General features: G+C 70.5%; 15 protein-coding genes and 1 pseudogene. 11 read left to right on the top strand and 5 right to left on the bottom strand.

Going from position 1 to position 23,654, the window contains the following annotated elements; translation table 11 throughout:
• Positions 1–145: 145 nt before the first annotated feature.
• Entirely contained in the window at positions 146–700 is a 555-nt protein-coding gene (locus AB0H87_RS09095) for a hypothetical protein (protein ID WP_360141929.1), read from the top strand.
• A 141-nt stretch (positions 701–841) separates the two neighbouring features.
• Here the strand turns inward: AB0H87_RS09095 and AB0H87_RS09090 are convergent, their stop codons facing one another.
• The 5 genes from AB0H87_RS09090 to dnaA form a co-directional block, all read right to left on the bottom strand.
• Positions 842–1,345, bottom strand: a complete 504-nt coding sequence (locus AB0H87_RS09090; protein ID WP_360141957.1) for a DciA family protein — start codon at positions 1,343–1,345, stop codon at positions 842–844.
• Positions 1,346–1,826: 481 nt separating this feature from the next.
• Positions 1,827–2,957, bottom strand: coding sequence for a DNA replication/repair protein RecF (recF, locus tag AB0H87_RS09085; protein WP_360141927.1), 1,131 nt, complete (start codon positions 2,955–2,957; stop codon positions 1,827–1,829).
• 3 nt (positions 2,958–2,960) lie between these two features.
• On the bottom strand, positions 2,961–3,833 hold the full coding sequence (gene gnd, locus AB0H87_RS09080; RefSeq protein WP_360141925.1) for a phosphogluconate dehydrogenase (NAD(+)-dependent, decarboxylating): 873 nt from the start codon (positions 3,831–3,833) through the stop codon (positions 2,961–2,963).
• Between the two features lie 52 nt (positions 3,834–3,885).
• On the bottom strand, positions 3,886–5,019 hold the full coding sequence (gene dnaN / locus AB0H87_RS09075) for a DNA polymerase III subunit beta (RefSeq protein WP_360141923.1): 1,134 nt from the start codon (positions 5,017–5,019) through the stop codon (positions 3,886–3,888).
• Positions 5,020–5,852: 833 nt separating this feature from the next.
• Positions 5,853–7,907, bottom strand: a complete 2,055-nt coding sequence (gene dnaA / locus AB0H87_RS09070) for a chromosomal replication initiator protein DnaA (protein ID WP_360141921.1) — start codon at positions 7,905–7,907, stop codon at positions 5,853–5,855.
• Between the two features lie 623 nt (positions 7,908–8,530).
• Between dnaA and rpmH the strand changes: the two genes are divergently transcribed.
• The 10 genes and pseudogenes from rpmH to AB0H87_RS09020 form a co-directional block, all read left to right on the top strand.
• Complete coding sequence (gene rpmH, locus AB0H87_RS09065; RefSeq protein WP_203702036.1) at positions 8,531–8,668, top strand: 50S ribosomal protein L34; 138 nt, start codon at positions 8,531–8,533, stop codon at positions 8,666–8,668.
• A 33-nt stretch (positions 8,669–8,701) separates the two neighbouring features.
• The gene (rnpA, locus tag AB0H87_RS09060; RefSeq protein WP_360141918.1) at positions 8,702–9,106 is read left to right on the top strand and encodes a ribonuclease P protein component; all 405 of its coding nucleotides are present in this window, start codon (positions 8,702–8,704) and stop codon (positions 9,104–9,106) included.
• Between the two features lie 14 nt (positions 9,107–9,120).
• Positions 9,121–9,411, top strand: coding sequence for a membrane protein insertion efficiency factor YidD (gene yidD / locus AB0H87_RS09055; RefSeq protein ID WP_360141955.1), 291 nt, complete (start codon positions 9,121–9,123; stop codon positions 9,409–9,411).
• Positions 9,412–9,429: 18 nt separating this feature from the next.
• A complete protein-coding gene (yidC, locus tag AB0H87_RS09050; RefSeq protein ID WP_360141953.1) occupies positions 9,430–10,563 on the top strand; it encodes a membrane protein insertase YidC in 1,134 nt (377 codons plus the stop codon).
• Positions 10,564–10,696: 133 nt separating this feature from the next.
• Positions 10,697–11,338, top strand: a complete 642-nt coding sequence (locus AB0H87_RS09045) for a R3H domain-containing nucleic acid-binding protein (protein ID WP_360141915.1) — start codon at positions 10,697–10,699, stop codon at positions 11,336–11,338.
• A gap of 61 nt (positions 11,339–11,399) precedes the next feature.
• Positions 11,400–12,143, top strand: a complete 744-nt coding sequence (gene rsmG / locus AB0H87_RS09040; protein WP_360141951.1) for a 16S rRNA (guanine(527)-N(7))-methyltransferase RsmG — start codon at positions 11,400–11,402, stop codon at positions 12,141–12,143.
• 3,471 nt (positions 12,144–15,614) lie between these two features.
• Positions 15,615–16,925, top strand: coding sequence for an AAA family ATPase (locus tag AB0H87_RS09035; protein ID WP_360141949.1), 1,311 nt, complete (start codon positions 15,615–15,617; stop codon positions 16,923–16,925).
• Positions 16,922–18,031 (top strand): ParB/RepB/Spo0J family partition protein, encoded by a 1,110-nt coding sequence (locus AB0H87_RS09030; protein ID WP_360141913.1) that lies wholly within the window; start codon positions 16,922–16,924, stop codon positions 18,029–18,031. The genes AB0H87_RS09035 and AB0H87_RS09030 overlap by 4 nt, the downstream gene beginning before the upstream one ends.
• Positions 18,032–18,268: 237 nt before the next feature.
• The gene (locus AB0H87_RS09025) at positions 18,269–19,210 is read left to right on the top strand and encodes a hypothetical protein (RefSeq protein WP_360141911.1); all 942 of its coding nucleotides are present in this window, start codon (positions 18,269–18,271) and stop codon (positions 19,208–19,210) included.
• Positions 19,211–22,318: 3,108 nt separating this feature from the next.
• Positions 22,319–22,444: pseudogene (locus AB0H87_RS09020) on the top strand (alpha/beta hydrolase); the annotation flags it as partial.
• Positions 22,445–23,654 lie beyond the last annotated feature (1,210 nt).

Genomic DNA, 23,654 nt, shown 5'->3' with positions numbered 1-23,654 from the left:
CGTCCGGGGGTCGCGCGAACCCGGCACCGTGCCGTAGTTTCTGCCCCGCGATCCGGTCGGGGCAAGCACCCCGCCGTGGGATACGCTCGCGCACCTGACTGCGCCGGTGTTCGGGCTGCTGATCTGCCCGAGAAAGGGTGGCCCGATGGGGCTGGACAACGTCGCCGTGCAGTGGCCGCGCACCGGTCGTTTCTACGACCCGGTCGCACCGGCCGAGTTCGTCGACTTCGCCGACCTGGCGGACGCCCCGGACGTGGCATCGCCCACCTCGGCGCTCGCCGGCCACATCGCGAAGACGGGCACGGTCCGGGCGACGGCCTACACCGAGCTCGTCGATCTGCTGCTCGGCCTGGAGGGTGTGCTCTACGCCACAGAGGCCGCGGCGGAAGACGAGGACCCGGTGATCGACCCGGACGGCTGCGCGTGGATCGCGGGTGGCCTGGAGCGCTTCGTCGAGGGCCACCGACCACACGGCGAAACGGTCACGTTCGAAACGGTCGGCGCGGTGCTGCGGACGGCGCTGGCCGGGGGTCGGCTCGCGGAGCAGCAGCTGCGGTGGCTGGACGGGCGGCTCGACGCGCTGCGCGACGAGTCGGGTGACGCGCCGCAGTGGAGTTTCGCCCGCAGCGAGCTGGCGGTCCTGGCCCGGTTCTACCGCCGCTGCGCGGACCGCGGGTTCGCGGTCTACGCGGACTACTAGGACATCCTTTCTTCGCGCGTCCGCGGTGGTGCGGACCGCTCGCTCCCGCGCGCACCGGGTCCGCGGCACACACCCGATCCGGGGCCCACGGTCTGGCGCCGGTGGCCGATGAACGCGGCCGGCCGTGCTCGCCGCAGCCGGTCAGCCGTAAGTGTCGCGAGGGCCGCGGCCCTGGACGCGGCGCGGGCCGCGGTTCCAGGAAGGGGCGGCCGGGCCGTGGATGTGGAGCTTCTTCACGACGTTGTGGCCCACCTCGCCGGCGATCCGCTTCAGGAGGTTCGCGGCCAGCAGGCGCAGCTGCGTGGCCCAGGCCGTCGACTCGGCCTCGACCGTGAGCTCGCCATCCGCGAGCTTGATCGGTCGGCAGTGGGCGGCGATGTCCGGGCCGACCACCTTCTCCCACGCGCCGAAGACCGTCGCCTCCGCGGCCGGTTTCTGCCAGCCGCGGGCTTTCATGAGGCGCTCCAGCACCGCGCCGAAGAGCTGTGGGTCGCGTGGGTCCGGACCTGGGCCCGAGTAGCCGCGCATCCGCCGGCGTTGGCCGCCGCCGTCGCCGCCTACCGCGGGTCGGCGCCGTTTCGCGGCCGCGCCGCGCTTGGCCAGCGCCGCGTCCAGCGCGGCGCGCGCCAACTGGGGACCAGCCAGCTCGCCCTGGCCGCCGCCATCCGAACCCGAGCCACCGGCAACCCCGCCATCGGCCTCGCGGCCGCCACCGCCGGGCTCGCCTCCGCGAGACCCGGTGCCGCTGGACGCGCCCGGGCCGGAACCTGCGGCGACGCCGCTACCGGACGCGCGACCGCTACCGCCCGACGCGGCACCGCCGCGGCCTGAACCCGAGGCATCACCGCGACCGGCCTCCCGACCACCACGGCCCGACTCGCCACCGCCAGACGCGGTTCGGCCGGACCCGCCACCGCCTGGACCCGCGGCAACGCCGCTGTCGGACCCAGGTCGGCCTGAACCCGAGATAACGCCGCTGTCGAGCCCGCGATCGCGGCCATTCGACCCCGTGGCGCCCGAGCCGGCAGCGGAGCCGGATTCACCCTCGGGGGCGCGGCCCGTCGGCCCGGTCGCGGCACCCCGGTCCGGGCGTGACCGGGGAACCCGGCGGCCGGATCCCGGTTCGTCAGTCGACACGGCGCACCGTCCCCTCCAAGACCTCGAACCGTGCTCCCCGCAACGCCGACGGGACGTCCTCGGCCACTGCGCACGTCACCAGCAACTGGCTCGCCCCGCCGACCAGTTCGGCCAGGCGGTCGCGGCGGCCCGCGTCGAGTTCCGCGAACACGTCGTCCAGGGCCAGCACCGGCTCGATGCCGTCCGCCCGCAGCAGGTCGTAGGCCGCTAGTCGCAATGCCAGGGCATAGGACCACGACTCGCCGTGGCTCGCGTAACCCTTTGCCGGCAGGTCGCCCAGGGTCAGCACCAGGTCGTCGCGGTGCGGGCCCGTCAGCGTGACTCCGCGCTCCACTTCGGACTGGCGGCCGGCGGCCAACGCGGCGAGCAACGCTTCCGACAGGGCGGCGCGATCCGGCGCCGGTGGCACCTCGATCGACGCGCGGTAGGCGATCCCCGCTGCACCGCGACCCGCCGCCACCGCGTCGTAAGCCTTGGCCACGAACGGTGCCAGCGCCGTCACCAGCTCCAGCCGCCCCGCGAGCAGCTCGGCGCCGTGCTGGGCCAGGTGCGCGTCCCAGACATCCAGTGTGGACAGGTCGCCGCCGCGGGTGCCGCCGGTCTTGCGGGCCAGGTAGGCCGTGCGCAGGAGCGCGTTGCGCTGCTTGACGACCCGGTCGTAGTCCGCGCGCACACCGGCATAGCGGGGCTGGCGCGCCACCAGCAGATCGTCCAGGTAGCGGCGGCGTTCGGCCGGGTCGCCGCGGACCAGTTCCAGGTCCTCCGGCGCGAACAGCACCATCCGCAACGCGCCGAGGACGTCCCGGGCGCGCCGGACCGGTGACCGGCCCAACCGCGCCCGGTTGGCCTTGCCCGGCACGATCTCCAGCTCGACCTGCAGCTCACGTCCATCGTGGACGATCAGGCAGCGGATCACCGCCGCGGTGGCGCCGGCGCGGACCAGCGGAGCGTCCGTGGCGACCCGGTGACTGTCCAGGGTCGCCACATAGCCGAGCGCTTCGAGCAGGTTCGTCTTGCCGACCCCGTTGGGGCCGACCAGGACGCTCGCCCCAGCGGACAGGTCGACCGCGACCCGCTCGTACGAGCGGAAGTCGACCAGCTCGAGCCGCTGGACGTACACGGATCAGCTCTTTTTGACGGGGTGCCCACCGAACTGGTTGCGCAGTGCGGCCACCGCCTTCATCGCCGGCGAGTCGTCCTCGCGGGACTCGAAGCGGGCGAACAGCGACGCCGCGATGACGTGCATCGGCACCGCGAGCCGGATCGCCTCCTCGACGGTCCAGCGGCCCTCGCCCGTGTCGTCGGCGTAGCCCTTGATCGCCTCGAGCTCCGGGTCCTCCTCGAGCGCGCGGTCGAGCAGGTCGAGCAGCCACGACTTGATCACGGTGCCCTCGCGCCAGGACTTGATCACGCCGGGCACGTTGGTCACCAGCTCGGAGGCGCCAAGCAGTTCATAACCCTCGGCGTACGCGTGCATCAGGCCGTACTCGATGCCGTTGTGGACCATCTTGGCGTAGTGCCCAGCACCGACCGGCCCGGCGTGCACGAAGCCGAACTCCCCGGCGGGCTTGAGCGCCTCGAAGATCGGCATGAGCCGGCTGATGTGGTCCTCGGCGCCACCGGCCATCAGCGCGTAGCCGTACTCCCGACCCCAGACGCCGCCGGAGACACCGACGTCGACGTAGCCGAGGCCCTTGGCGTGCAGCCGTTCCGCGCGCGGGGCGTCGCTGCTGAACCGCGAGTTGCCGCCGTCGATGATGATGTCGCCGGCGCTGAGCACACCGGCCAGTTCGTCGATCGTGCTGTCCGTGACGCCGGCCGGGACCATCACCCAGACCGCGCGGGGCGCGGTGAGCTTGGCGGCCAGCTCAGGCAAACTCTTGGCGTCGGAGATCTCTAGGTTGTGGTCGAATCCGACGACCTCGTGACCGGCGGCGCGCAGGCGTTCGCGCATGTTGCCGCCCATCCGGCCCAGGCCGATGAGCCCCAGCTGCATAGCGGGTTCCCCTCCCGTTGACGTGCTTTGTTGCCCCTGCCCTACCCGCGGATCAGCGGGTTACCCGGATCGGCATGATCAGGTAGCGGTAGCCGGGGACGATCTCGCCGTCGTCGCCGGCAGGCGAGATCACGGCGGGCTTGAAGGCGTCGACGAAGGAGAGGACGGCGGTCGGCGCCAGGAGGTTCTGCAGCCCGTCGATGAGGTACTGCGGGTTGAAGCCGATGGTCAGCGGCTCGCCGGTGAAGGTGGCCTCCATCGCCTCGCTCGCCCGCGCCTCCTCGCTGCCGCCCGCCTCGACGACCAGGCCGTCGGGGCCGAAGCTGAGCAGCACCGGGGTGGTGCGCTCGGCGACCAGGGCGACGCGGCGGACGACCTCGACCAGCGCCGGCACCGAGACGCGGGCCTCGGCGTTGTGGCTGGCCGGGAAGAGCGAGCGGACCGGCGGGTAGTTGGCGCCGTCGAGCAGCCGGCTGGTGGTGCGCCGGGTGCCGGCCGAGAAGCCGATCATGCCCTCGCCGGCGCCACCGTGTGCGAGCGCCATCGTGACGTCCCCGCCGAGCGGGCCCAGGGTCTTTGCCGTGTCGTTGAGCGTGCGGGCCGGCACGAGCGCGTTGAGGCTGATTTCGGGGTCCTCCGGGCGCCACTCCAGCTCGCGCATGGCCAGCCGGTAGCGGTCGGTGGCGAGGAGGGCGATATTGCCGCCCGAGAGCTCGACCCGGACACCGGTCATCATCGGCAGCGTCTCGTCGCGGCCGGCGGCGATGGCGACCTGGGCGACCGCGGTGGCGAACGTCGCGGCGTCGATCGTGCCGGCGCTGGCGGGCATCGCCGGCAGGCTCGGGTAGTCCTCGACCGGCATGGTCGGCAGGGTGAACCGGGCGCTGCCGCAGACGAGCTCGAGGTGGGCACCGACGGCGGCGATGTCGACCGGCTTGCCGGGCAGCGCCTTGGTGATCTCGGCGAGCAGCCGGCCGGAGACCAGTGCGGCGCCGTCCGCGTCACCCTGGATCTCGACGGTCACCTGGCTGGAGACCTCGTAGTCGAAGCCGGAGACCTCCAGGTTGCCGTCGGAGACACGCAGCATCACACCCGCGAGCACCGGGACGGACGGGCGACTCGGCAGACTCTTCGCCGTCCACGCCACAGCGTCGGCGAGCGCGTCGCGCTCCACACGGAACTTCATGCGATGCCTCCGGGTCGACTCGGGTACGTAGTGCCCCACCGAACTTTAAGACGAGGCGTGCCGTGACGTGCGCCCGACCCCGCTCTTCTCGATGAGGTTACGAGCGCGTGCACAAATCCCCAGACGTGATGATTGGTTTTCTTCTCTCTAAAGAGATATCTAGTCGTCTTCATCGGTCCTGTGCGAACTGTGGATCGTCGCTGTTTTCGCAGGTCAGACACGTTATCCACCGGTGTCGAACGTGTGGAGGAAGCTGCGTGTAACTCGGCTTCCGATCCACAGCCGACCGCTCGCACACAGCGACGCCAAGTTGTCCACCGGTTGTCCACGGGGTTTACCCACGGTTTCTCCACACCCGGTCGGAGATCATCTTCTGCCTTTCCCCAGAACCTTCAACACGCTCCGCACATGGTGTCCCCGGCTGTGGAGGACCGGACCCACGTCCACAGCACTTTCCCCAGCCTTCGTCCACAGCCTGTGTGGACATCGACGGGCACGACCACGACGCCGTCCACGACGGTGGACAGCGGCTGTGGATTCGGTGTGGGAACTGTGGATAGACGCGAGTCACCTGTGTGTTCTGCGGATAACCGCTCCTTACCTGGGGAGAAACCTGGGGATGCAGACTGATCCAGACTGATCGTAGTAAACAACCTAATCCGGACAATACTGGAAACGCGGGCAGCGACGGTTTTTCCATATGTGGACGGCGCTGGGGGCACAGGTGTGGACCAGGTGTGGAAAAGCCCGACATCCTGTGGATCGATGTCGGGCTGTGGATAAGCGCCTGAAGGTGTGGAAAACCGCGTGCGCTCAGGAGACCTGCCGAGAGGTCAGGTGTTCTGCTTGATCCGGTTCGTCAGCTCGGCGATCTGGTTGTAGAGCGAGCGCCGTTCCGCCATCTGCTGCCGGATCTTCCGGTCGGCGTGCATCACCGTCGTGTGGTCGCGGCCGCCGAACGCCTGCCCGATCCGGGGCAGCGACAGGTCGGTCAGCTCGCGGCACAGATACATCGCCACCTGGCGGGCGTTGACGAGCACGCGCGACCGCGAATGGCCGCGGAGGTCTTCGAGCGAGACGCCGAAGTAGTCGGCCGTCGACACCATGATCTGGTCGGCCGTGATCTCCGGGCCCGAGCCGTCCGGGATGAAGTCGCGGAGCACCTCTTCGGCGATCGCGAGCTCGACCGGCGAGCGCGTCAGCGACGCGAACGCGGTGACCCGGATCAGCGCGCCCTCGAGCTCGCGGATCGAGTTGGCGATCCGGGACGCGATGAACTCCAGCACGTCCGGTGGCGCGTACAGCCGCTCCTGTGCCGCCTTCTTCTGCAGGATCGCGATCCGCGTCTCGAGGTCCGGCGGCTGGATGTCGGCGAGCAGGCCCCACTCGAACCGGGTGCGCAGCCGATCCTCCAATGTGGCCAGCTGCTTCGGCGACCGGTCCGACGTGATGACGATCTGCTTGTTGGCGTTGTGCAGCGTATTGAAGGTGTGGAAGAACTCCTCCTGCGTACGCTCGCGGTTCTCCAGGAACTGGATGTCGTCGATCAGCAGGATGTCGACGTCGCGGTAGCGCCGCTGGAACGCACTGGTCTTGTCGTCGCGCAGCGAGTTGATGAAGTCGTTGGTGAACTCTTCGGTCGAGACGTAGCGCACCGACCGCGCGTTGCCGAGCGTCGTGGCGTAGTGACCGATCGCGTGCAGCAGGTGCGTCTTGCCCAACCCGGAACTGCCGTAGATGAACAGCGGGTTGTACGCCTTCGCCGGCGACTCGGCCACGGCGACCGAGGCGGCGTGCGCGAACCGGTTGGACGAGCCGATGACGAACGTCTCGAACATGTACTTCGGGTTGAGCCGGTTGCCACCGCCGTCGGCGCCGGCCCGGCGCTCGTCGCGACGGCCCGGTCCGCTGTCGCCACCGTCGCGCCGCATCGGCTGCGTCGTCGGCTCGTCGAAGCCCCGGTTGTCGCGCCGGTCCGGCTGGGCGGGCGGCCGCTGTTCCTCACGCGGTTGGTACGGCGTCCCGTAGGTGGTGCCGCCACTGGAGTAGCCGGGCACGGCCTGGGGTGGGGCCGACGGCGGCGGGTACGGCGTGCTGAACAGCGCGTCCTGGCGGTCCCGCTCGGCGTCGCGGGGCGTGGGGTTCGCGGCGGGCACCGGTGGGCGGGCCTTGCCGACGGCTCCGGTGGTGGCCGCGCGGCCGGCGCCACCCGCTGCCGGTGCGGCCGGCGCGGCCGGGCTGGTCGGCGTCGGGTCGACCGGCGGGTTGGGCTTCGGCTGGATGATGCTGTGCAGCGCGGTCGGCGCGTTGAGCGCGGTGAGCGCTTCGGCCGGCTTGGCGGCGGTGCTGTTGCTCTGGCGCGGGGGCTCTCCCGCGGCGCTCGGTGCCCCGGCTGTGGCCGGGCGCGCGGTGGGCTGCGGCGGCGTGCCGGGCTGGCGAGGCGCGGGCGGGACCGGCGCCGGGGATGCCGCGGCGGGCGGCTTGGGCGACTCGGCGGGGCCACTGGTGTCCGGCGGCGTGCTGCGCTGCTGGGGCGGGTAGGAGCTGGCGGCGAACCCGCCACCCTCCTCCGGCACGCCGGCCGTCGCCGGGCCGGGTGGGAACCCGGTCGGGCGGGGTTGGCCGTCCTCCGGTGGGCGGACGGTGACCGCGACCTGGATCGCGCGACCCATCCGGCGGGACAGCGCCTCGGTGATCGCCGGCCGGAGCCGCGACTCGATCACGTCCCGGGTGAACGCGTCCGGCACGGAGAGCAGAGCGGTGTCCTCGACGATCGCGCGGAGCCGGGTCAGCCGGAGGTAGGCACGCTGCTGGGCGGAGACGATCTCGTCTGCTAGTTCGTCGGTCGCCGCCAGCCAGACGCCGGCGAGATCGATCGTCTCGGACACCCCGTTGCCACCCCCCTCGCTCCATGTGCTCGGCCGCGACGGGCCTGCTCAGACCCGCTGCCACCTGGCACAGTCCCCCGCGTACGGGCGGCTGGCCTGATCGCTGTCCACAAGTTGTCCACAGCCTGTGTGCTGGCCGATCGTGGCCCTTACCCATACGAACTGACGAACCGGAATCAGCCGATTCGACAGCGGTGTGGCTTCACCGTGCCGAACGATTGACCACCTCGCCCGGTTTTGCCCCGTATGGCAGCCGTGAGCCCCCCAGATCGCCGACCAGCAACCCGGCACGCTAACAGCGTTGTCCACACCCCTACAACCGTTGTCCACAGAACTGCCTTCTCGGTATACGCAAAAGGGGGCAGGATCCGGCTGCGTCGTACCCGCCGTACGCTGCGATGACGCGCCGTTTGCCGGTGTTTGACGGTCATTGCGGCGGTGCGTAGGCTAGAGCGGCCGCTCCGTCGCCCTCTGGTAGGGTGGCGGATGCTTGCTGCGTAGGTGCGTCCCGCATCTCGAGCACGCCGGCCGCCCGCGCGAGCAAACCGCTGGTGCGAGCGTGCCGCGCATCAACCAAGACCCGGCCCGGTTGTCTCGGGCCGCCCGACGACGGAGAGCCTGACGTGAGCAAGCGCACCTTCCAGCCGAACAACCGCCGGCGCGCCAAGACCCACGGCTTCCGGCTGCGCATGCGCACCCGCGCTGGCCGTGCGATCCTCTCCGCCCGCCGGGCCAAGGGTCGCAAGGAGCTGTCGGCCTGATCGGTCCGGCACCGGGATGGAAGTAGGGCAGCGATGCTGGCCGCCGCGCAGCGCCTCCGGCGCCGCGACGAGTTCACCACCGCTCTTCGCACCGGCCGCAGGGCCGGCCGCGGCGCGGTGGTAGTCCACCTCACGCTGCCCTCCCCACACGATCTCGACCAGCCGGCGTCCGCCCCTGGTGCGGCATCCGCCACACCACCGGCGCGCGCCGGCTTCTTCGTGTCCAAGGCCGTCGGCAACGCCGTGGTGCGCAACCAGGTCAAGCGGCGGTTGCGGCATCTGGCACGCGAGCGGTTGGCGATTCTGCCCGGCGGATCCACGCTGGTAGTGCGGGCGTTGCCCGCGGCCGCCGACAGCTCGTACCAGCGGCTCGGAATTGATCTTGACAAGGCGATCGCGGCGGCGAGAAACCCGCGGAAGGGCCGGGAGGTGTCGTGAGTCCTCAGGAAACCATCAGCAACACGACACCCAAGAAGCCCAGCATCCCCGCCCGCGTACTGGCTTTTTGCATCATCGCGTACCGTCGTTGGATAAGCCCGGCACTGCCGGCCCGCTGTCGGTTCTATCCGTCGTGCAGCGCATACGCCTTGGAGGCGGTGTCGCGGCACGGCGCGATCCGTGGAACCGGTCTGGCGATCTGGCGGCTGCTGCGCTGCCACCCCTTCCACCCCGGTGGCTACGACCCGGTGCCGGAACCAGGTCGTCGTCGCCCCGCCAGCGCGGCGGACCCCCTGACCGAGTGACGGGAGCCCTTGGTGCACATCAGTCTCGACTGGATCTACTGGGGAATCTCGTGGATCCTGCTGAAATGGCACGGGGTGTGGGATGCCATCGGCGTGCCGGACCGCCCGGTGCTGGGCACCACCTGGTCCTGGATCCTCGCCATCTTCTTCCTGGTCGTCACGGTCCGGGTGATCCTGTTCCCGATCTTCGTCAAACAGATCAAGTCGCAACGCGCGATGCAGGCCCTGCAACCCAAGGTCAAGGAGCTGCAGGAGAAACACAAGGGTGACCGGGAAACGCTCCAGAAAGAGATCATGGAGCTCTACCGGACGGAGAAGGCCAACCCGCTCATGGGCTGTCTGCCCATGTTCCTCCAGATTCCGGTCTTCCTCGGCCTGTTCCACGTGCTGAAACGCCTCAACCCGAACAACCAGGCCAAGGAGTTGTACGGCTGGACGGCGCAGCAGTTCGACAGTGCCTCGCACGCGACGCTGTTCACCGCGCCCATCTCCGGCCGCTTCGGCTCGAGCGCCTCGGAGCTCGCCGCGCTCGACGCGAGCGTCACCACGGTCAAGATCATTGCGGCCTTCCTCGTAGTCATCATGATTACGACGACTTATCTGACCAGCCGCCAGATGATCCTCAAGACCGGCTGGGCCGAGGACCCGCAGCAGCGGATGCTCCAGCGGATCATGCTCTACGGCATCCCGGCCTCCCTGCTGATCTCCGGCGCGATCTTCCCGATCGGCGTGATCATCTACTGGGTCACGAACAACCTCTTCACCCTCGGCCAGCAGCAGTGGGTGCTGCGGAAGTTCCCGCCGCCGAAGGTCAGCACCTCGGCCACGGTCAACCGCTACTCGGAGGCCGGCGAGAAGGCGCGGGCCGCCGCGGCCGCGCGCGAGTCCCAGACGCAACAGAAGTCCGGTGGACTGCTCAGCCGCCTCACCGAGGCCGCCAAGTCGGCCGCCGCCCCGACGCCCGGCGCGGCCCCGAAGGCGGTCGGCAAGGGCGGCGGCACCGCCTCCCGGTCGAACGCCAAGGCCAACGGCAAGCAGGCGGCGGAGCCGGCCAAGCCCGCGGTCGACGGCAAGGCCCTTGCGCCCAAGCCCGGCGCGAAACCGGTCAACCCGAAGAAGGCCGGCGGCCGCCGCCCCGCGAAACGTAAGTGAGCGCTGCGGCCGGTGCCTCCTCCACCGGCCGCGCCTCACGGACAACAGACGTGCCCGGCGCCGGTGACTCGCTCACCGCCCGGGCTGACCACGGACCTGACGGTCCGGCGAGAAGACATACGGAGATGACACCGTGACCGACACCAGCATCCCCCGCACCGACCAGCCGTTCGACGAGGAGAACGACGAGGCTGCCGCGCGGGCGGACGAGGCCGCTGAGCTGGCCGACGAAGCGGACGAGGACGGCGCCGAGGACGAGGGTGCCGAGGCCGGCGGCGAGGCCGGCGAGGCCGGCGAGGCGAAGGAGACCAGCGACAACGACCTGTTCCGGCAGAGCGAGATCGCCGCGGACTATGTCGAGGGGCTGCTCGACATCCTCGACTACGACGGGGACATCGACGAGCTGGTGTCCGGCGGCCGCCCGGTGGTCGAGGTCGTCGGCGGACGCCTGCAGCCGCTGGTCGGCCAGCGCGGCGCCACCCTGGAGGCGCTGCAGGAGCTGACCCGCTTGGCGGTCTTCCGCGAGACCGGTTCGCCGAGCCGGCTGCTGCTCGACGTCGGTGGCTACCGCGCCAACCGTCGCAAGGAGCTCGCCGCGGTTGCCAAGAACGCGGTCGAGAAGGTCAAGGAGTACGGCGAGCCCGTGCGCCTCGAGCCGATGTCGGCGTTCGAGCGCAAGTGCGTACACGATGTGGTCAACGCCCTTGCCGGTGTGGAGAGCGAGTCCGAGGGCGTCGAGCCGCACCGCCGGATCATCGTGCGGCCGGCTTCTTGATGCTGTCGTTGGCATCGGCCCGGGTGGTACGCCGCCCGGGCCGTTCCATGTCCGGAGTCAGCTGTTGAGTGATCTGCTGCCCGCGCCCGCGCCGCCGCCGGCCGCCGCGGAGGTGTTCGGTTCGCGGCTCCCGGCGGCCGCCCGCTACGCCGACCTGCTCGCGACGGACGGCGTGGTGCGGGGCTTGATCGGCCCTCGCGAGGCCCCCCGCCTGTGGGACCGCCACCTGCTGAACTGTGCCGTGATGTCCGAATTGATCCCGTCCGGCGCTTCGGTGATTGACGTGGGGTCTGGGGCGGGTTTGCCCGGTATCGTGCTTGCGGTGGCGCGTCCGGATCTTTCCGTGGTCCTGGTCGAGCCACTGGCACGACGGACCGCTTTCCTGGCGGAAGTGGTGACCGAGCTCGGCCTGGACGACGCTGTTTCGGTCGTCCGCGGCCGGGCGGAGGAGGTACGGGAAGCAGTTGACCCGGCCGACGTGGTCACCGCTCGGGCGGTCGCGCCGCTCGACCGGCTCGCCGGCTGGTGTCTCCCCCTCACCGCACCCGGCGGACGGCTGCTCGCCCTCAAGGGCGCGTCGGCCTCCGACGAGATCGCGGAACACCAGACCGCTATCGGTCGACTGGGTGGTGCCACGCCGGTCGTCCGGCAGTGCGGGGTCGGCCTCGTCGACCCGCCGACGACCGTCGTGGAAATCGTCCGCGAGCGCGTAGTCGAGCCGGCAACACCCCGGCCGGCGGGCCGGGACCGCCGTCGCTCCGGTTCGGACGGCGGCCGAGGGCGCGGGAGAACGCGGAGGGGTTAGATGGGTCGGCGGGGAGCAGCACCAGGGTTTGAATCCTCTTCCCCGCCGTCTTCGGCTGATCCACCTGGGTCGGGTGATCGGTCCGGTCGTGGAGGGTCGGCTCCGGACGGGTCGCCGGCGTCGACCGCCGCTAAGCGGCCACGCCGGAGTGCTGCCCCTACCTCGTCTGCTGGTGCCGCACGGTCCGGTCGTGCCGCGAGCTCCAGTGTTGCCGCTACGGACGGGTCGTCGGTGTCCCCTGCGGCGAAGGGTCCGCGCCGCGGGGCTGTTCCCTCCGCCTCTGGTGCTCCGACCTCGTCGGCTGGTGCTGCATCGTCCGGTCGTGCCTCGAGCTCCCGTGTTGCTGCAACGGACGGGTCGTCGGTGTCCCCTGCGGCGAAGGGTCCGCGCCGCGGCGCTGTTCCCTCCGCCTCTGGTGCTCCGACCTCGTCGGCTGGTGCTGCACCGTCCGCTCGTGCCGCAAGGTCCCGTGTTGCCACAACGGACGGGTCGTCGGTGTCCCCTGCGGCGAAGCGGCCACGCCGCGGAGCTCCCTCGAGCTCCGGTGTCTCTACGACACCTACCGAGCCGACTGACGCGGCGCCGCCTGGGCCGGCGGTGCGGGGCCGGGCATCGTCGGGTTCGTCGAGCGAAGCCGGGGCCCGTGCAACGTCGAGCAGTCCGCGCGATGGTCGGCCCGCAGCGCGCGTGAAGGCGAAGCCCGCTGCGACAGACGGTGCCTCCTCCGTCGAACCGGCGTCCTCGGGTGCTTCTAGTCGCGCGAAGCGCAGCGACGGGTCGGCGTCTTCCCGCCGCCCGCAGGAGCGGCTCTCGGGTGGCGCGCCGGGGAGCGTCAAGCCGTCGGTTGAGTCGGCCCCTTCAAACGTTCGTGGTCGTGCCAAGGTTGCGCGGGCTGGATCCACTCCGTCGCTGGGCCCGCAGGCTTCTAGCGGGGCGGGATCGCCGCCGGCCGACCCGGCACCGCCTGGTGGTGTTCGTGGTCGTGTCAAGGTCGCGGGCAGTGGTTCTGTGTCGTCGCGTAGTCCGCTGCTTGCTGAGGGGGCGGGGTCGGCTGAGCCGGCGCGGCCTGGTGTTCGTGGTCGTGCAAAGGCCGCGCGCACTGGTTCGGTCCCCTCGCGCACGTCGCATCCGCGCGACGGGGCGGGGTCGAAGACTGCAAGCAAGGCTCCAGTCTCTGAACCGAAGTCGGCACCTCGTCGGGTCGACGAGAAAGCGCCGGCGCGCCGCGCTACACGGTCCCCTCGGTCGGTGCTGCCCGTTGAGAGTGGCGAGGCGGTCACCCGACCCGACACCGGGTCGTCCCTGACGAGCCGAGCGGAAGGCGCCGACCCGTTGCCCAGCTCTCGTGGGCGCCACCGTGACGAGGTGCCTGTCGACCCGACGTCGGTCGCGGCCGCATCAGGTGAGGACGCTACCCGCGAGCGTAAGGGCCGGTCGCCGGTTGCGAGCCCGCTACGTCGTCGCGGCTCCCGGATCGAGGCGGAAGCGTCGGCATCGGCCAGCGGCTCCGCGGCAACGTCCGCTGTCGAAGCGCAGTCGGGTGGTACGGCATCCACGCGGAGTCGCGGTATGCGGAACGCCGAGCCCGTCGCCCCCGAGGACCCGGCACCGCGCGCAAATCGCGTGAACCGGCAACGATCGCGAGCGGATGCCGACGCAGCACCGACCGCCGCGCGCCGGAAGTCCGTTGCGGGCGAATCAGCACCTCAGAAACCTCCAGCCCTGCCCCATCTCTCTTCCTCGGGCGCTGACGGCGACCGACCATCGACTGCAGCGGGTAAGCGACCGGCGTCCGCATCGCGAGCAACGCAGACCGCCGAAGCCACGGCCCCGCGCAAGCGCACACCTGGCGCGCGTCGCGGCGTACCACCGGCACCTGCTAGCCCACCGGACGATGCACCTGACTTCGTGTCAGATGCGTCAGCGGTCACCGTGCACGGGTCCGCGGCGCGACGCACCCGCGGACCGGCCGCATCCGCTGCTGCCCTGGCTGTTGATAGCTGGCCCGCCGGCAAGCGGGAGCGGTCCGCGGTGACAGAGGGCCCTGAACCGGCGTCGTCTGCTGTTACCACTGCTGGTACGCAGCCGGTGGGCAAGCGGGCTCGGTCTGAGGCTGGGCGCGGCGGTGAGCGAGCCGCGTCTGCAGTTTCCCTGGCCGGCGCTCAACCTGTGGGCGCACCGGAGGTGTCCGCGGGGCGGGACCGTCAACCGGCGTCAGGTGCCGCCAGTGCGGGTACGCGGCCTGTGGGCAAGCGGGCTCGGCCTGGGGCTGGCCGCGGCAGTGAGCAAGCAGTGTCTGCGGCCTCCCTGGCTGGCGCTCAATTTGGGGGCGCACCGGAGGGGTCCGAGGTGGCGCGGGACCGTCAACCGGCGTCGTCCGCTGCCGACACTGCAGGTGCGCAGCCGGTGGCCAAGCGGGCTCGGCCTGGCGCGGGTCGCAACAGCGAGCCGGCCGCGTCCACTGTCGCTGCGGCTAGTGCTCAGCCTGCCACCAAGCGGACTCGGTCTGTGGCCGGGCGTAACGGCGAAACGGCCGCGTCCGCCGTCGCTACGGCCAGCGCTCAGCCTGCCAACAAGCGAGCGAAATCCAAGACCAGGCGGGACCCCGAGCCGGCGACGTCCACACCTGACGAGATACCACCGGTCGAGGCTGAGCGCCGCGCTGCTCGGCGCCAGCGGGCCGGGACTGATGACGGCCCGACTCCGTCGAAGAACGAGTCGGGTGGACCAAGTAAGGGCAGAGGATCGCGCGATTCGAGTCGAGGTTCTGCGGTGTCTGGTTCGGTTATGCGGGGCGATGAGCCGGCGGCGTCGGAGCGCCGGAACACAACGGGCGGGGCTGGGCGTAAGGCGGCTAACTACGTGGAACGGGCTAACGAAACTCATCAGGAAGAATCGCCTCGTCGCTCGGCGGCGTCGCAGTCCACACCGGCACAGCAGCGCGGGAACAGGGCCGGGCAGGCGCCCTCGTCCGACATGCGCCGAAAGGCGGTGAATCAGCGGCCTGGCGAGGCTGGGGCGCGGCCACCGCGGCCGGCCAACAAGGCGCCACGTAGCGCGCCGGAGCCGGACGTGGACGAGACCCTGGACCTGAACGAGAAGGCCGGCAACCGGCGTGGCAGCGTGTCAGGTTCCCGTCGCGTTCCGGTGGGTGGTACGGGCTGGCCGCCGGTTGCGACGCCGCGACGGGGCGGCTACCTGCGACTCGTTGACGGGTTCCTGGTGTTTGTCCCTCCACACTCGGGTATCGAAAGCACCGACGAGCCGAACAGCCGTGGCCACGAGAAGAGTTCGGCCGTAGGCTGGCCGCGCGGCAGTAGTGCGGAACAGGCGGCGGGAACGCACTCGCCCGCGCCGGCCGAGCAGCAGCGCACCGCCCCGGCTGGGTCGGCTGGGACGACGTCGCCGCCACAGGCGACCACCTCGAGCTTCGGCGAAGCCGATACACCCCGAGCGGACAGGGACGACACCGTGCATGACAACGACAACCGCGACCCCGGCGCGACAGCGCCTCATGTTTCACGTGAAACCGGGCCCGATGGTTGGGCGGTGGGTAGGCGTGCGGCAGGCCCCGACGCCGGCCTGCCCCACCCGCGTGTCGCGAGTGGACAGTCCGAGCCGGTAGCCAGCGCAGCCGACGGATCCGGGTCAGCACCTGTGGTGCCCCTAGCCGTACCATTCTCTAGCCCGGAGAACGGTGGCGGCACCGTCTATCAGGGCCGGCCTGATGTAGTCGAGCGCTCCCCCGCTCCGGCCCCACGGCCGCAACCCACCCCCAGCACGGATCGGGTCGATGTCGCCCCGCCCCGGCCCGCACCACCTCGGCCCGCCACGCCCACCGTTGCGCCCGAGGCGACCCCGGAGGAAGCGGTGACCGACGCGTACGTTTCACGTGAAACACCCACGCGTGAAGAGGACGACCCGCCGTTGGCGATGGAGGCGCTACGCGCCGTCCAGATCCTGAACCCCAGTGGCGAAGTCACCATGCCCCGGCCGGACCACACCCGGATCATGTGCGTCGCCAACCAGAAGGGCGGCGTGGGCAAGACCACGACCACCGTCAACCTGGCGGTCGGCCTCGCCCTCCACGGCAACCGCGTCCTGGTGGTCGACCTCGACCCGCAGGGCAACGCGTCGACCGGCCTGAACGTGCCTCATCACGCGGGCATCCCGGACGTGTACGACTGCCTGATCGACAACGTGCCGCTCTCCGACGTCGCCCAGGCCGTCGAGGGCATCCCGAACCTCTGGTGCGTACCCGCGACAATCGATCTTGCTGGTGCGGAGATCGAGCTCGTCTCCGTGGTCGCGCGCGAGTCCCGCTTGTCCCGGGCGATCGCCGCGCATCCCGGCACGTTCGACTACGTCTTCATCGACTGCCCGCCGTCGCTCGGCCTGCTGACCGTCAACGCGCTCGTTGCCGCGCAGGAGGTGCTGATCCCGATCCAGTGCGAGTACTACGCGTTGGAAGGGCTCAACCAGCTGATCAACAACATCAACTTGGTACGCCAGCACTTGAACCCGACGCTCGACGTCTCCACGATCCTGCTGACCATGTACGACCGCCGCACGCGGCTCGCCGACGCCGTCGAACAGGACGTGCGCAACCACTTCGGCGACAAGGTCCTGCGCGCCGTCATCCCCCGCAACGTCCGGGTCTCCGAGGCGCCCAGCTACGGCCAGTCGGTCATGACCTACGATCCAGGGTCGCGTGGCGCCACCAGCTACTTCGAGGCGGCCCAGGAGATCGCTGAGCGTGGCGTCAAGGGAGGCAAGGCATGAAGAACCGTCCGAGAGGCGGTCTTGGACGCGGGCTCGGGGCCCTGATTCCTACCGCTCCGGCTCAGGCACCGACGTCGTCCGTTGCCGTCGCGCCACCGCCGCCGCCGGTGGAGACGGAACCGGAGGCGCCGCCGGTAGCCAGTGCGCCGCCCGCGCCCGCCCCTGTGTCCGCTCCTCCGGCCGAGGCGCCGGCGCCGCCCGTACCCGCGGATGAGCCTGCGCCAGCCGCGGAGATTGCCCAGCCGACGGCGAGCGACCCGGATCCAGGTCTGGCGCCGGTTCCGGGTGCGCGGTTCGCCGAGCTGCCCGTCGACGCGATCGTCCCGAACTCGCGCCAGCCGCGGTCGGTGTTCGACGAGGAGGCGCTGGACGAGCTGAAGGTCTCGATCCAGGAGGTCGGCTTCCTGCAGCCGATCGTGGTGCGTGAGACGGACGAGGCCGGGCGCTACGAACTCGTCATGGGTGAGCGGCGGTGGCGGGCCGCGCAGGCGGTCGGCCGCTCGACCATCCCCGCGATCGTCCGCGACACGCGCGATGACGCCATGCTGCGGGACGCGCTGCTGGAGAACATCCACCGGGCGAACCTGAACCCGCTGGAAGAGGCGGCCGCGTACCAGCAGCTGCTCGAGGAGTTCGGTGCGACGCACGAGGAGCTGGCGCGTCGGATCGGCCGGAGCCGCCCACAGATCTCCAACACGATCCGCTTGCTGAACCTGCCGGCGGTCGTACAGCGGCGGGTGGCTGCTGGGGTGTTGTCGGCCGGGCATGCGCGTGCGCTGCTGGGCCTGGACGACGCGCAGACCCAGGAGGAACTGGCGCATCGGGTTGTGGCGGAGGGTTTGTCGGTACGAGCGACCGAGGAGCTGGTGACGCTCGCGCTCGCGGACGGTCCGGCGAAGCCCGCTGCCCCGGCCAAGCGTCGGGTCAAGGCGGTGGCGCCGGCGCTGTCGGATCTGGCGGACCGGTTGTCGGACCGCTTCGACACGCGGGTCAAGGTCGAGCTCGGCCGCAACAAGGGCAAGATTTCGATCGAGTTCGCGACGGTCGACGACCTCGAGCGGATCGTCGGGATCATCGGGATGGGCGACGCGCCTCCCGCGGAGTGACCCACGAGCGTCCGAAACGGCCGCGAACCCCATTCGGGTTCGCGGCCGTTTCACGTGAAACGGGGTTCACTGACGGCCAGAAGTTTTACACAGGCGTTGTCCACAGGCACCCCTCTGAAAGAGCGAAACCCCGTGTCGGAGGCGTTATTGGCCTGTGGATGAACGAGTGCGGAGCGGGCCTCGACCGCCCGAAATGGGGAAGGACGGAGGCCCGCATCCTCCGATAGGGTCACCCTCGTGCCTCACTCCGCCGACTCGGTCCCCGCATACACCAAGTGGCCTTCGTTCCCGTTCGAGGGCGATCTGCGCGTCAAGAAGCTCGCCGAACCCGTTGACGCCGAGCCCCGGCGAAAGGGCGAAGACGCAGCCGACTGCGTCGCTTGCAACACCCCGGACGACGCCTACATCTGGGTGAGCGAACGGTGGCGCGTACGCGCGATGGAACGGCCGACTGGCCTGCCGATGGTGCTCATCCTCGAGGCACGATCGCACCTGGACCTCGGCGATCTACCGAACCTGCTCGCCGCCGAACTCGGGGTGATGACTGTCCGCCTGGAGCGCGCGGTGCGGTCGCTGGACGGGGTGGCGCGGGTCCACGTGAACCGGTGGGGCGACAGCTCGGCACACCTGCACATGTGGTTCCTGGCGCGGCCGTACGGGCAGCTGCAGCTGCGCGGGACTTTCCTGTCCCTGTGGGACGACATCCTCCCGCCGATCGCCGAGTCGGTGTGGCGGGAGAACCTGGCGTTGGTAGCGGCGTGGCTGGCGGAGTTCGGTGGCACGCCATTGGCGGAGCCGCCGCACATCGAGTGGCAGGCGCCGTCGAGCCTGACGCCACAGGCGACGCCGGCCGCGGTGGCCGCTGCTGCTGCGGAGGCCGCCGCGGAGCCGTTGTCGGTCGCGATCGCGGAGGCGCCGGAGGGCGTGCCGGATGCTGCGTCGGCGGAGGCCGTGGCTGAGCCGGCCCGTGGGGCGGAGCGCCCGGGTGCTGCCGAGGTAGCGGAGGCCGACCGGGTCGAGGGTGAGGCGTCTCCGGCCGTCAAGGCTGCGGCTGCGGCGCCTGCTCGGACCACTTCGGGCGCCGCAGGCGAGCCCGTCGCGGTGATCGAGGTGGCAGCTGCGGAGCGTGGTTCAGCGCCCGTGGTCGTTGTCGGCCCATCGAAGCCTGCCAATTCGTAGCTTTCCCTCGAACGTCAAGAGCGCACCGGGTCCGTGTGGATCGGGTGCGCTCTTTGGTTTCCCGTGAAACATCGGTGCCGGGGGCGGACCTTGGGCGCTCGATCCGTGCGTTTGTCGGCAGAGCGCTGGCAGGGACCGCGAGGTGTATGGGTGCCGTCTTCCGCCCCGCTTCCTGGTCTCTGGCCGCCGGACTTTGTGACGAGGAAGCCGGCGAACGCCGACCGTGAGCCAGCTTCCTCGCTCGCCCCGGGAGGGGTGCGGCGCCTTCGCCGCACTTGCAGTCCCTGCCGCGGCCATCGTTCGGCGCGGATCCCCGCACCAGCGTTGCGGTGATGTCGTGGTTGGTACGGCCGGGCAGTTGCATCGCGACCTCGAACAGACAAGCATGCTGCTGTCATCGCGGGTCAACGCAGGCATTCGTGATACCGAGACGCGGGAGGGGATGACTCGCATCCGCGTCCTTAAGCGACGCCCAGCGCGACTGGCGACCGGGCCTCGCCGGGCCGCACTGTCGGCGCCGGTGATGGGGGTAGGCCGCCTCGAGGCGGGCGACACGGCGACCGTCGGAGGGCGACGGGTGACCCAGCGGCCCTGCGCCCGTCGAGCAACGTCCGTGGCCGCCTACGTTCCTCGGCTGCTGTCGTTGGCCCGCTGTGCGCGTCTGGCTCTGGGCGGACGACTGCTGACCCCAGCCTCGCGCAGCGCAGCTGGCCCGTGGTGGACTTCGGCGGCGAGCTCATCTGACGTCACTGAAACGTGCACGGGTCCGCGTCGGTCGTGGCCGGGAATCGCCGGGCTAGGAGCTTCGACGCCGGGTCGCGGTCGACCGCCAGGCGCTGCACTGCCTAGACGGATCCACCGCATCTCCCGCCAGCACGGGCAGGCGTTAGCCGGGCCATCGTTTTCTGACGACATCCCGGGCGCCTGATCCGTGATCGGCTCTGTGTCGGTCGCATCCGTCCTTTGTGGAGTGCGGTAGATCGTTAGCGACGCAACAGTTGCACTCCTGTTGAGTGCCGTCGGACAAACGCAGTGAGTAGGTCGGCCGACGGCGTCCTTGCGGTTCGTCCGACCTAGCTGGCCGCGGCTGCACGACATTGCCCTACGCCTCGCCGTCGATGTCCCTTCTCCCTACCGGGTAGCCGACCCGGGGGCCCGGCAAGCACCGGCGGGCGAGTCGACCGGCGGGAAGCGAGCGGCCTCGTCAGCGGGCGCCTCTGGCCCGAGCACGTAGCCATTCCGGCCTGGTCCGTGGGACTGCCGGCACTGAGCCGGGCACGATGACGGGAACCGTCCAACCGTGGATCTCAGATCGGCGTCCCCGTTGATGTTCGAGCGCGCTCGACCGCGATTGACATCCACCACGGATCGCACCGCAGCGGAAGTTCGCTGAGGTGGCCGATGGGTCATGCCGCGCGCTGGCTTCAGCTCATCGAAGCACGAGTCCTTCGCAGTTGGCACTGACGCGATGTTTCACGTGAAACCAACGTCGTGCCACCCCTACGCAATCACGCGATAGCTCCGATCCGGGGCGCCCACGCCAGTGACAAGCAGCGCCGCATCGGACATGGCAACCCCCGAGCAAAGGCAGCCGCTTCGGGAGACGATCTCCGTGGCGGTGAGCACGTCCCAATGAATACCGGCGGCGGGGCGGGGCGCTTGCGGCGGCGATCAGTGACCTCCCCAGGCAACGCGCGGAACGAGTCGACTTCGCGGGCTCGCCGTGCGGCGACCAGACCCGTGTGGAGGCGGGCCCGTGGCGGCGGTCATCGGGTGTGGAGGTAGGCCCGTGGCGGCGGTCATCGGGTGCGGAGGTAGGCCCGTGGCGGCGGTCATCCGGTGCGGAGGCCAGCCCGCCGCACCCCAGCTATCGCCACGGGGCATCAGCGTGGCCAGACGACGGGGCCTTGTGCGTGCGCTGCGAAATGACGCTGCCGCTGCGAGGCAGCGACGGTTGGGCATCCTGCGGCCGCGGCTGGGCGGATCGCGTCTGTTGGGACCTGCTCTGTTGAACTTGCCGCGCCGCAGGGGCGTTGCGGCTTGGGTGCAACGGTCTCCGTCACGCTGCGGCGCCTGTGCGTCTGTTGGGGCGCAGGGCGTTGTCCGTGCGGTGCAACGGGTTCGGTCATGCCGCCGTCCAAGCGTCGGCTTGCTGCACGCGCTTGAACCGTGCCGGCCACGCAAGCCGGACGCTCGTGTCAGTCGGCCCTACGGCAACCCGAGGCTGCCATACAAAAGCTCCGGGCCGGGCGGGCGCCGGGGCATGTCAGCTACACAAGCGCTCGCGCCGCGGCGCCCCCGCGCGGCTAGCTCGGTGAATTGCTATGCCGCTTGTTTCGCGTCTCACTCACCCCCGCCCGTTGCCGATCTATCGGCTCAGGCGATCGAGTGGCGGCGTGGCACAGCACGTCGTCGGCGCTAGCGCGTATCGGGTTGGCGCGGCTAGGACGTCGTGCGTCGAGCGCGCCGATTGGCGCTCGGGGGCTCCGCCAAACCTCGCGAGTTTGGCTCGACGGCCGCGGGTGCCCCGCGAGGCGAGGCGCCGTGCGTCTGCTGTGCGGGCCGCCGGCGCTGCGGACGCGTCCGGGCGCTTGCCGCCTGCGATGGCACTGGGGTCTCCCGGTCGCACGGCACGCTGTTGCTTGCCGATTGTTGAGCAACGGAGCTCCGCGTCACGCGAGCAGCGGCCCGCGGTCGGTCGCTCTCGGGACGGCGTCGACGGCGGATCGACCACGGACATGCGGCTCTAGATCGCCGATGTTTCACGTGAAACGGGCGCTGCCGATTTGTTGAGGGCTGGTTCCGGCAACCGGCCGTCCCGGTTACCCAGCTCGGCCATCGAGCCAGGCGCTCTTGCATGCGTTGCCGATGAGATCGAAAGTCGCGCGTGGCGTCGGTCGGTCGGTGTAGCCCGCAAAAAGGCCGCGCCGAGCGCGCTCGCTCGTAGACGTGCGAGCGGCGCTACTGGCTCGGGACGCAGCAGTCCGTCGCCGGCCGGCATTGCTCTGCCGGAGCCAGCCCCTCCCACAAAGGACGACGTCGCGACGCGGCCCGGCGCCGGTCGCGACCTCGCCGAGCGGCTCGACCTCGCCAACTTTTGCCTCCGTCGCCTCGTGGCCGGTCCCGTTTCCCGACGAGCGGGCGGCCGTCGACTTCCTCGGCTCGACGAAGACGGCGGAGGCCTGGGCCCGCGATCTCGAACGGCGCCCGGACGGGCTCTGGCCGCGGTTCGACGCCGCGTTCGTCGCCGGCTGGATCAGGCCGTCTTGTCGGAGCCGTGCCATCGACCCTATAGAAGCCTCAACTCGCGGAGACGCGGGCAAGTCCGATCCGGACCAGGGATGGTTCGTTGGTTTGCGGCCAGGCCCGTGTCGTGCCTTCGGCGGTATGCCCTACCGAGCCTTGAACTCTGACGACCCCACTGGGATCAGAGCCTTGCCCGAAGCTCGCCCGGGTCCTCCGTGGACTCCAGCCGATTCGCCGGCGAAGTGATCCGAGCCCAGACTCGTTGCCCCCGGCATGGGCAATCGTCAACTTTCTTCCCAGTCGCCACCCCGGCCGAAAGCGAACGATGGCGAATGCTTGCGGAGGGGGCAGTTTCACGTGGAACCGGATGGCTCCCCGGCCAACACTGACTCGCCTCGCGCGGCCCGCTGCCCCCGGCACCAGGCGATCACACCGCGGATGGGCGGGTCTCCCAGCCACCGGTCCACAGCTTCATGCCAGCGTCCTCGCCCGGCACTGCCACAGACGGTGCCGGCCGGTTGAGAAGTGGCACTGCGTCCCGCCACGCTCGTCGACCCTTCATGTGGCCTGCCGGCGGACGCCCCACGGCACCCCCGTCCCGTTCGCCGTGGGTCTCCGCATCCCCAGGCGACCGCCCGGCAGCGATGCGGCGGTGCCTGATTGAACCTGCCGCCGACTCACCTCGCCAGCCGCACCGGGCAAGCAGTTGGAGGTAGCCACTCCTGCGCTGGTACGTGCAAGCCGCCACCGCTATGGCAACGTCCAGGTCGAGACCCCCACCCGTGCCTCGCCTGTTCGACGATGGGCGCGAGCCCGCACCGCCGCGCCGCCGGGAAACAACGCCGGCAAGAGGCTGACGCGGGTGCACCACGAACACCGCTCCCGCGCGAAGCCGCTCCGCCACACCGACCGCGACACAGCAAGACAGCTTGGAACCAGCCTCAAATCCCAACGGTCAAACCCCAAACCATCGCTCCCGGGCCGCACCCAAGGACCGTGCCACCAAGCCGAGCGCCACCCACCCCCCGCCGCTAACTCGGTTTCACGTGAAACGAGCCGCCCTCAGAATTGACTGGGTGCGGATCCGAGCTGCCCAACCGGAAGACCTACCCACCCTCCAAGCCATCGAGCGAGCAGCAGGCGCGATCTTCCACACGATAGGCATGGCAGAGATCGCAGACGACGACCCACCGCCACT

The sequence above is a fragment of the Asanoa sp. NPDC050611 genome, from assembly GCF_040654855.1.
GTDB lineage: Bacteria > Actinomycetota > Actinomycetes > Mycobacteriales > Micromonosporaceae > Asanoa.
Note: the sequence above shows the minus strand (reverse complement) of the source record. Positions and strands in the feature narration are given on the sequence as shown.

Excerpts from the sequence above, each read along its gene's own strand:
- AB0H87_RS09095 (WP_360141929.1), top strand. The coding sequence starts at position 146 with ATGGGGCTGGACAACGTCGCCGTGCAGTGGCCGCGCACCGGTCGTTTC.
- gnd (WP_360141925.1), bottom strand. The coding sequence starts at position 3,833 with ATGCAGCTGGGGCTCATCGGCCTGGGCCGGATGGGCGGCAACATGCGC.
- dnaN (WP_360141923.1), bottom strand. The coding sequence starts at position 5,019 with ATGAAGTTCCGTGTGGAGCGCGACGCGCTCGCCGACGCTGTGGCGTGG.
- rnpA (WP_360141918.1), top strand. The coding sequence starts at position 8,702 with ATGCTGGCCGCCGCGCAGCGCCTCCGGCGCCGCGACGAGTTCACCACC.
- AB0H87_RS09030 (WP_360141913.1), top strand. The coding sequence starts at position 16,922 with ATGAAGAACCGTCCGAGAGGCGGTCTTGGACGCGGGCTCGGGGCCCTG.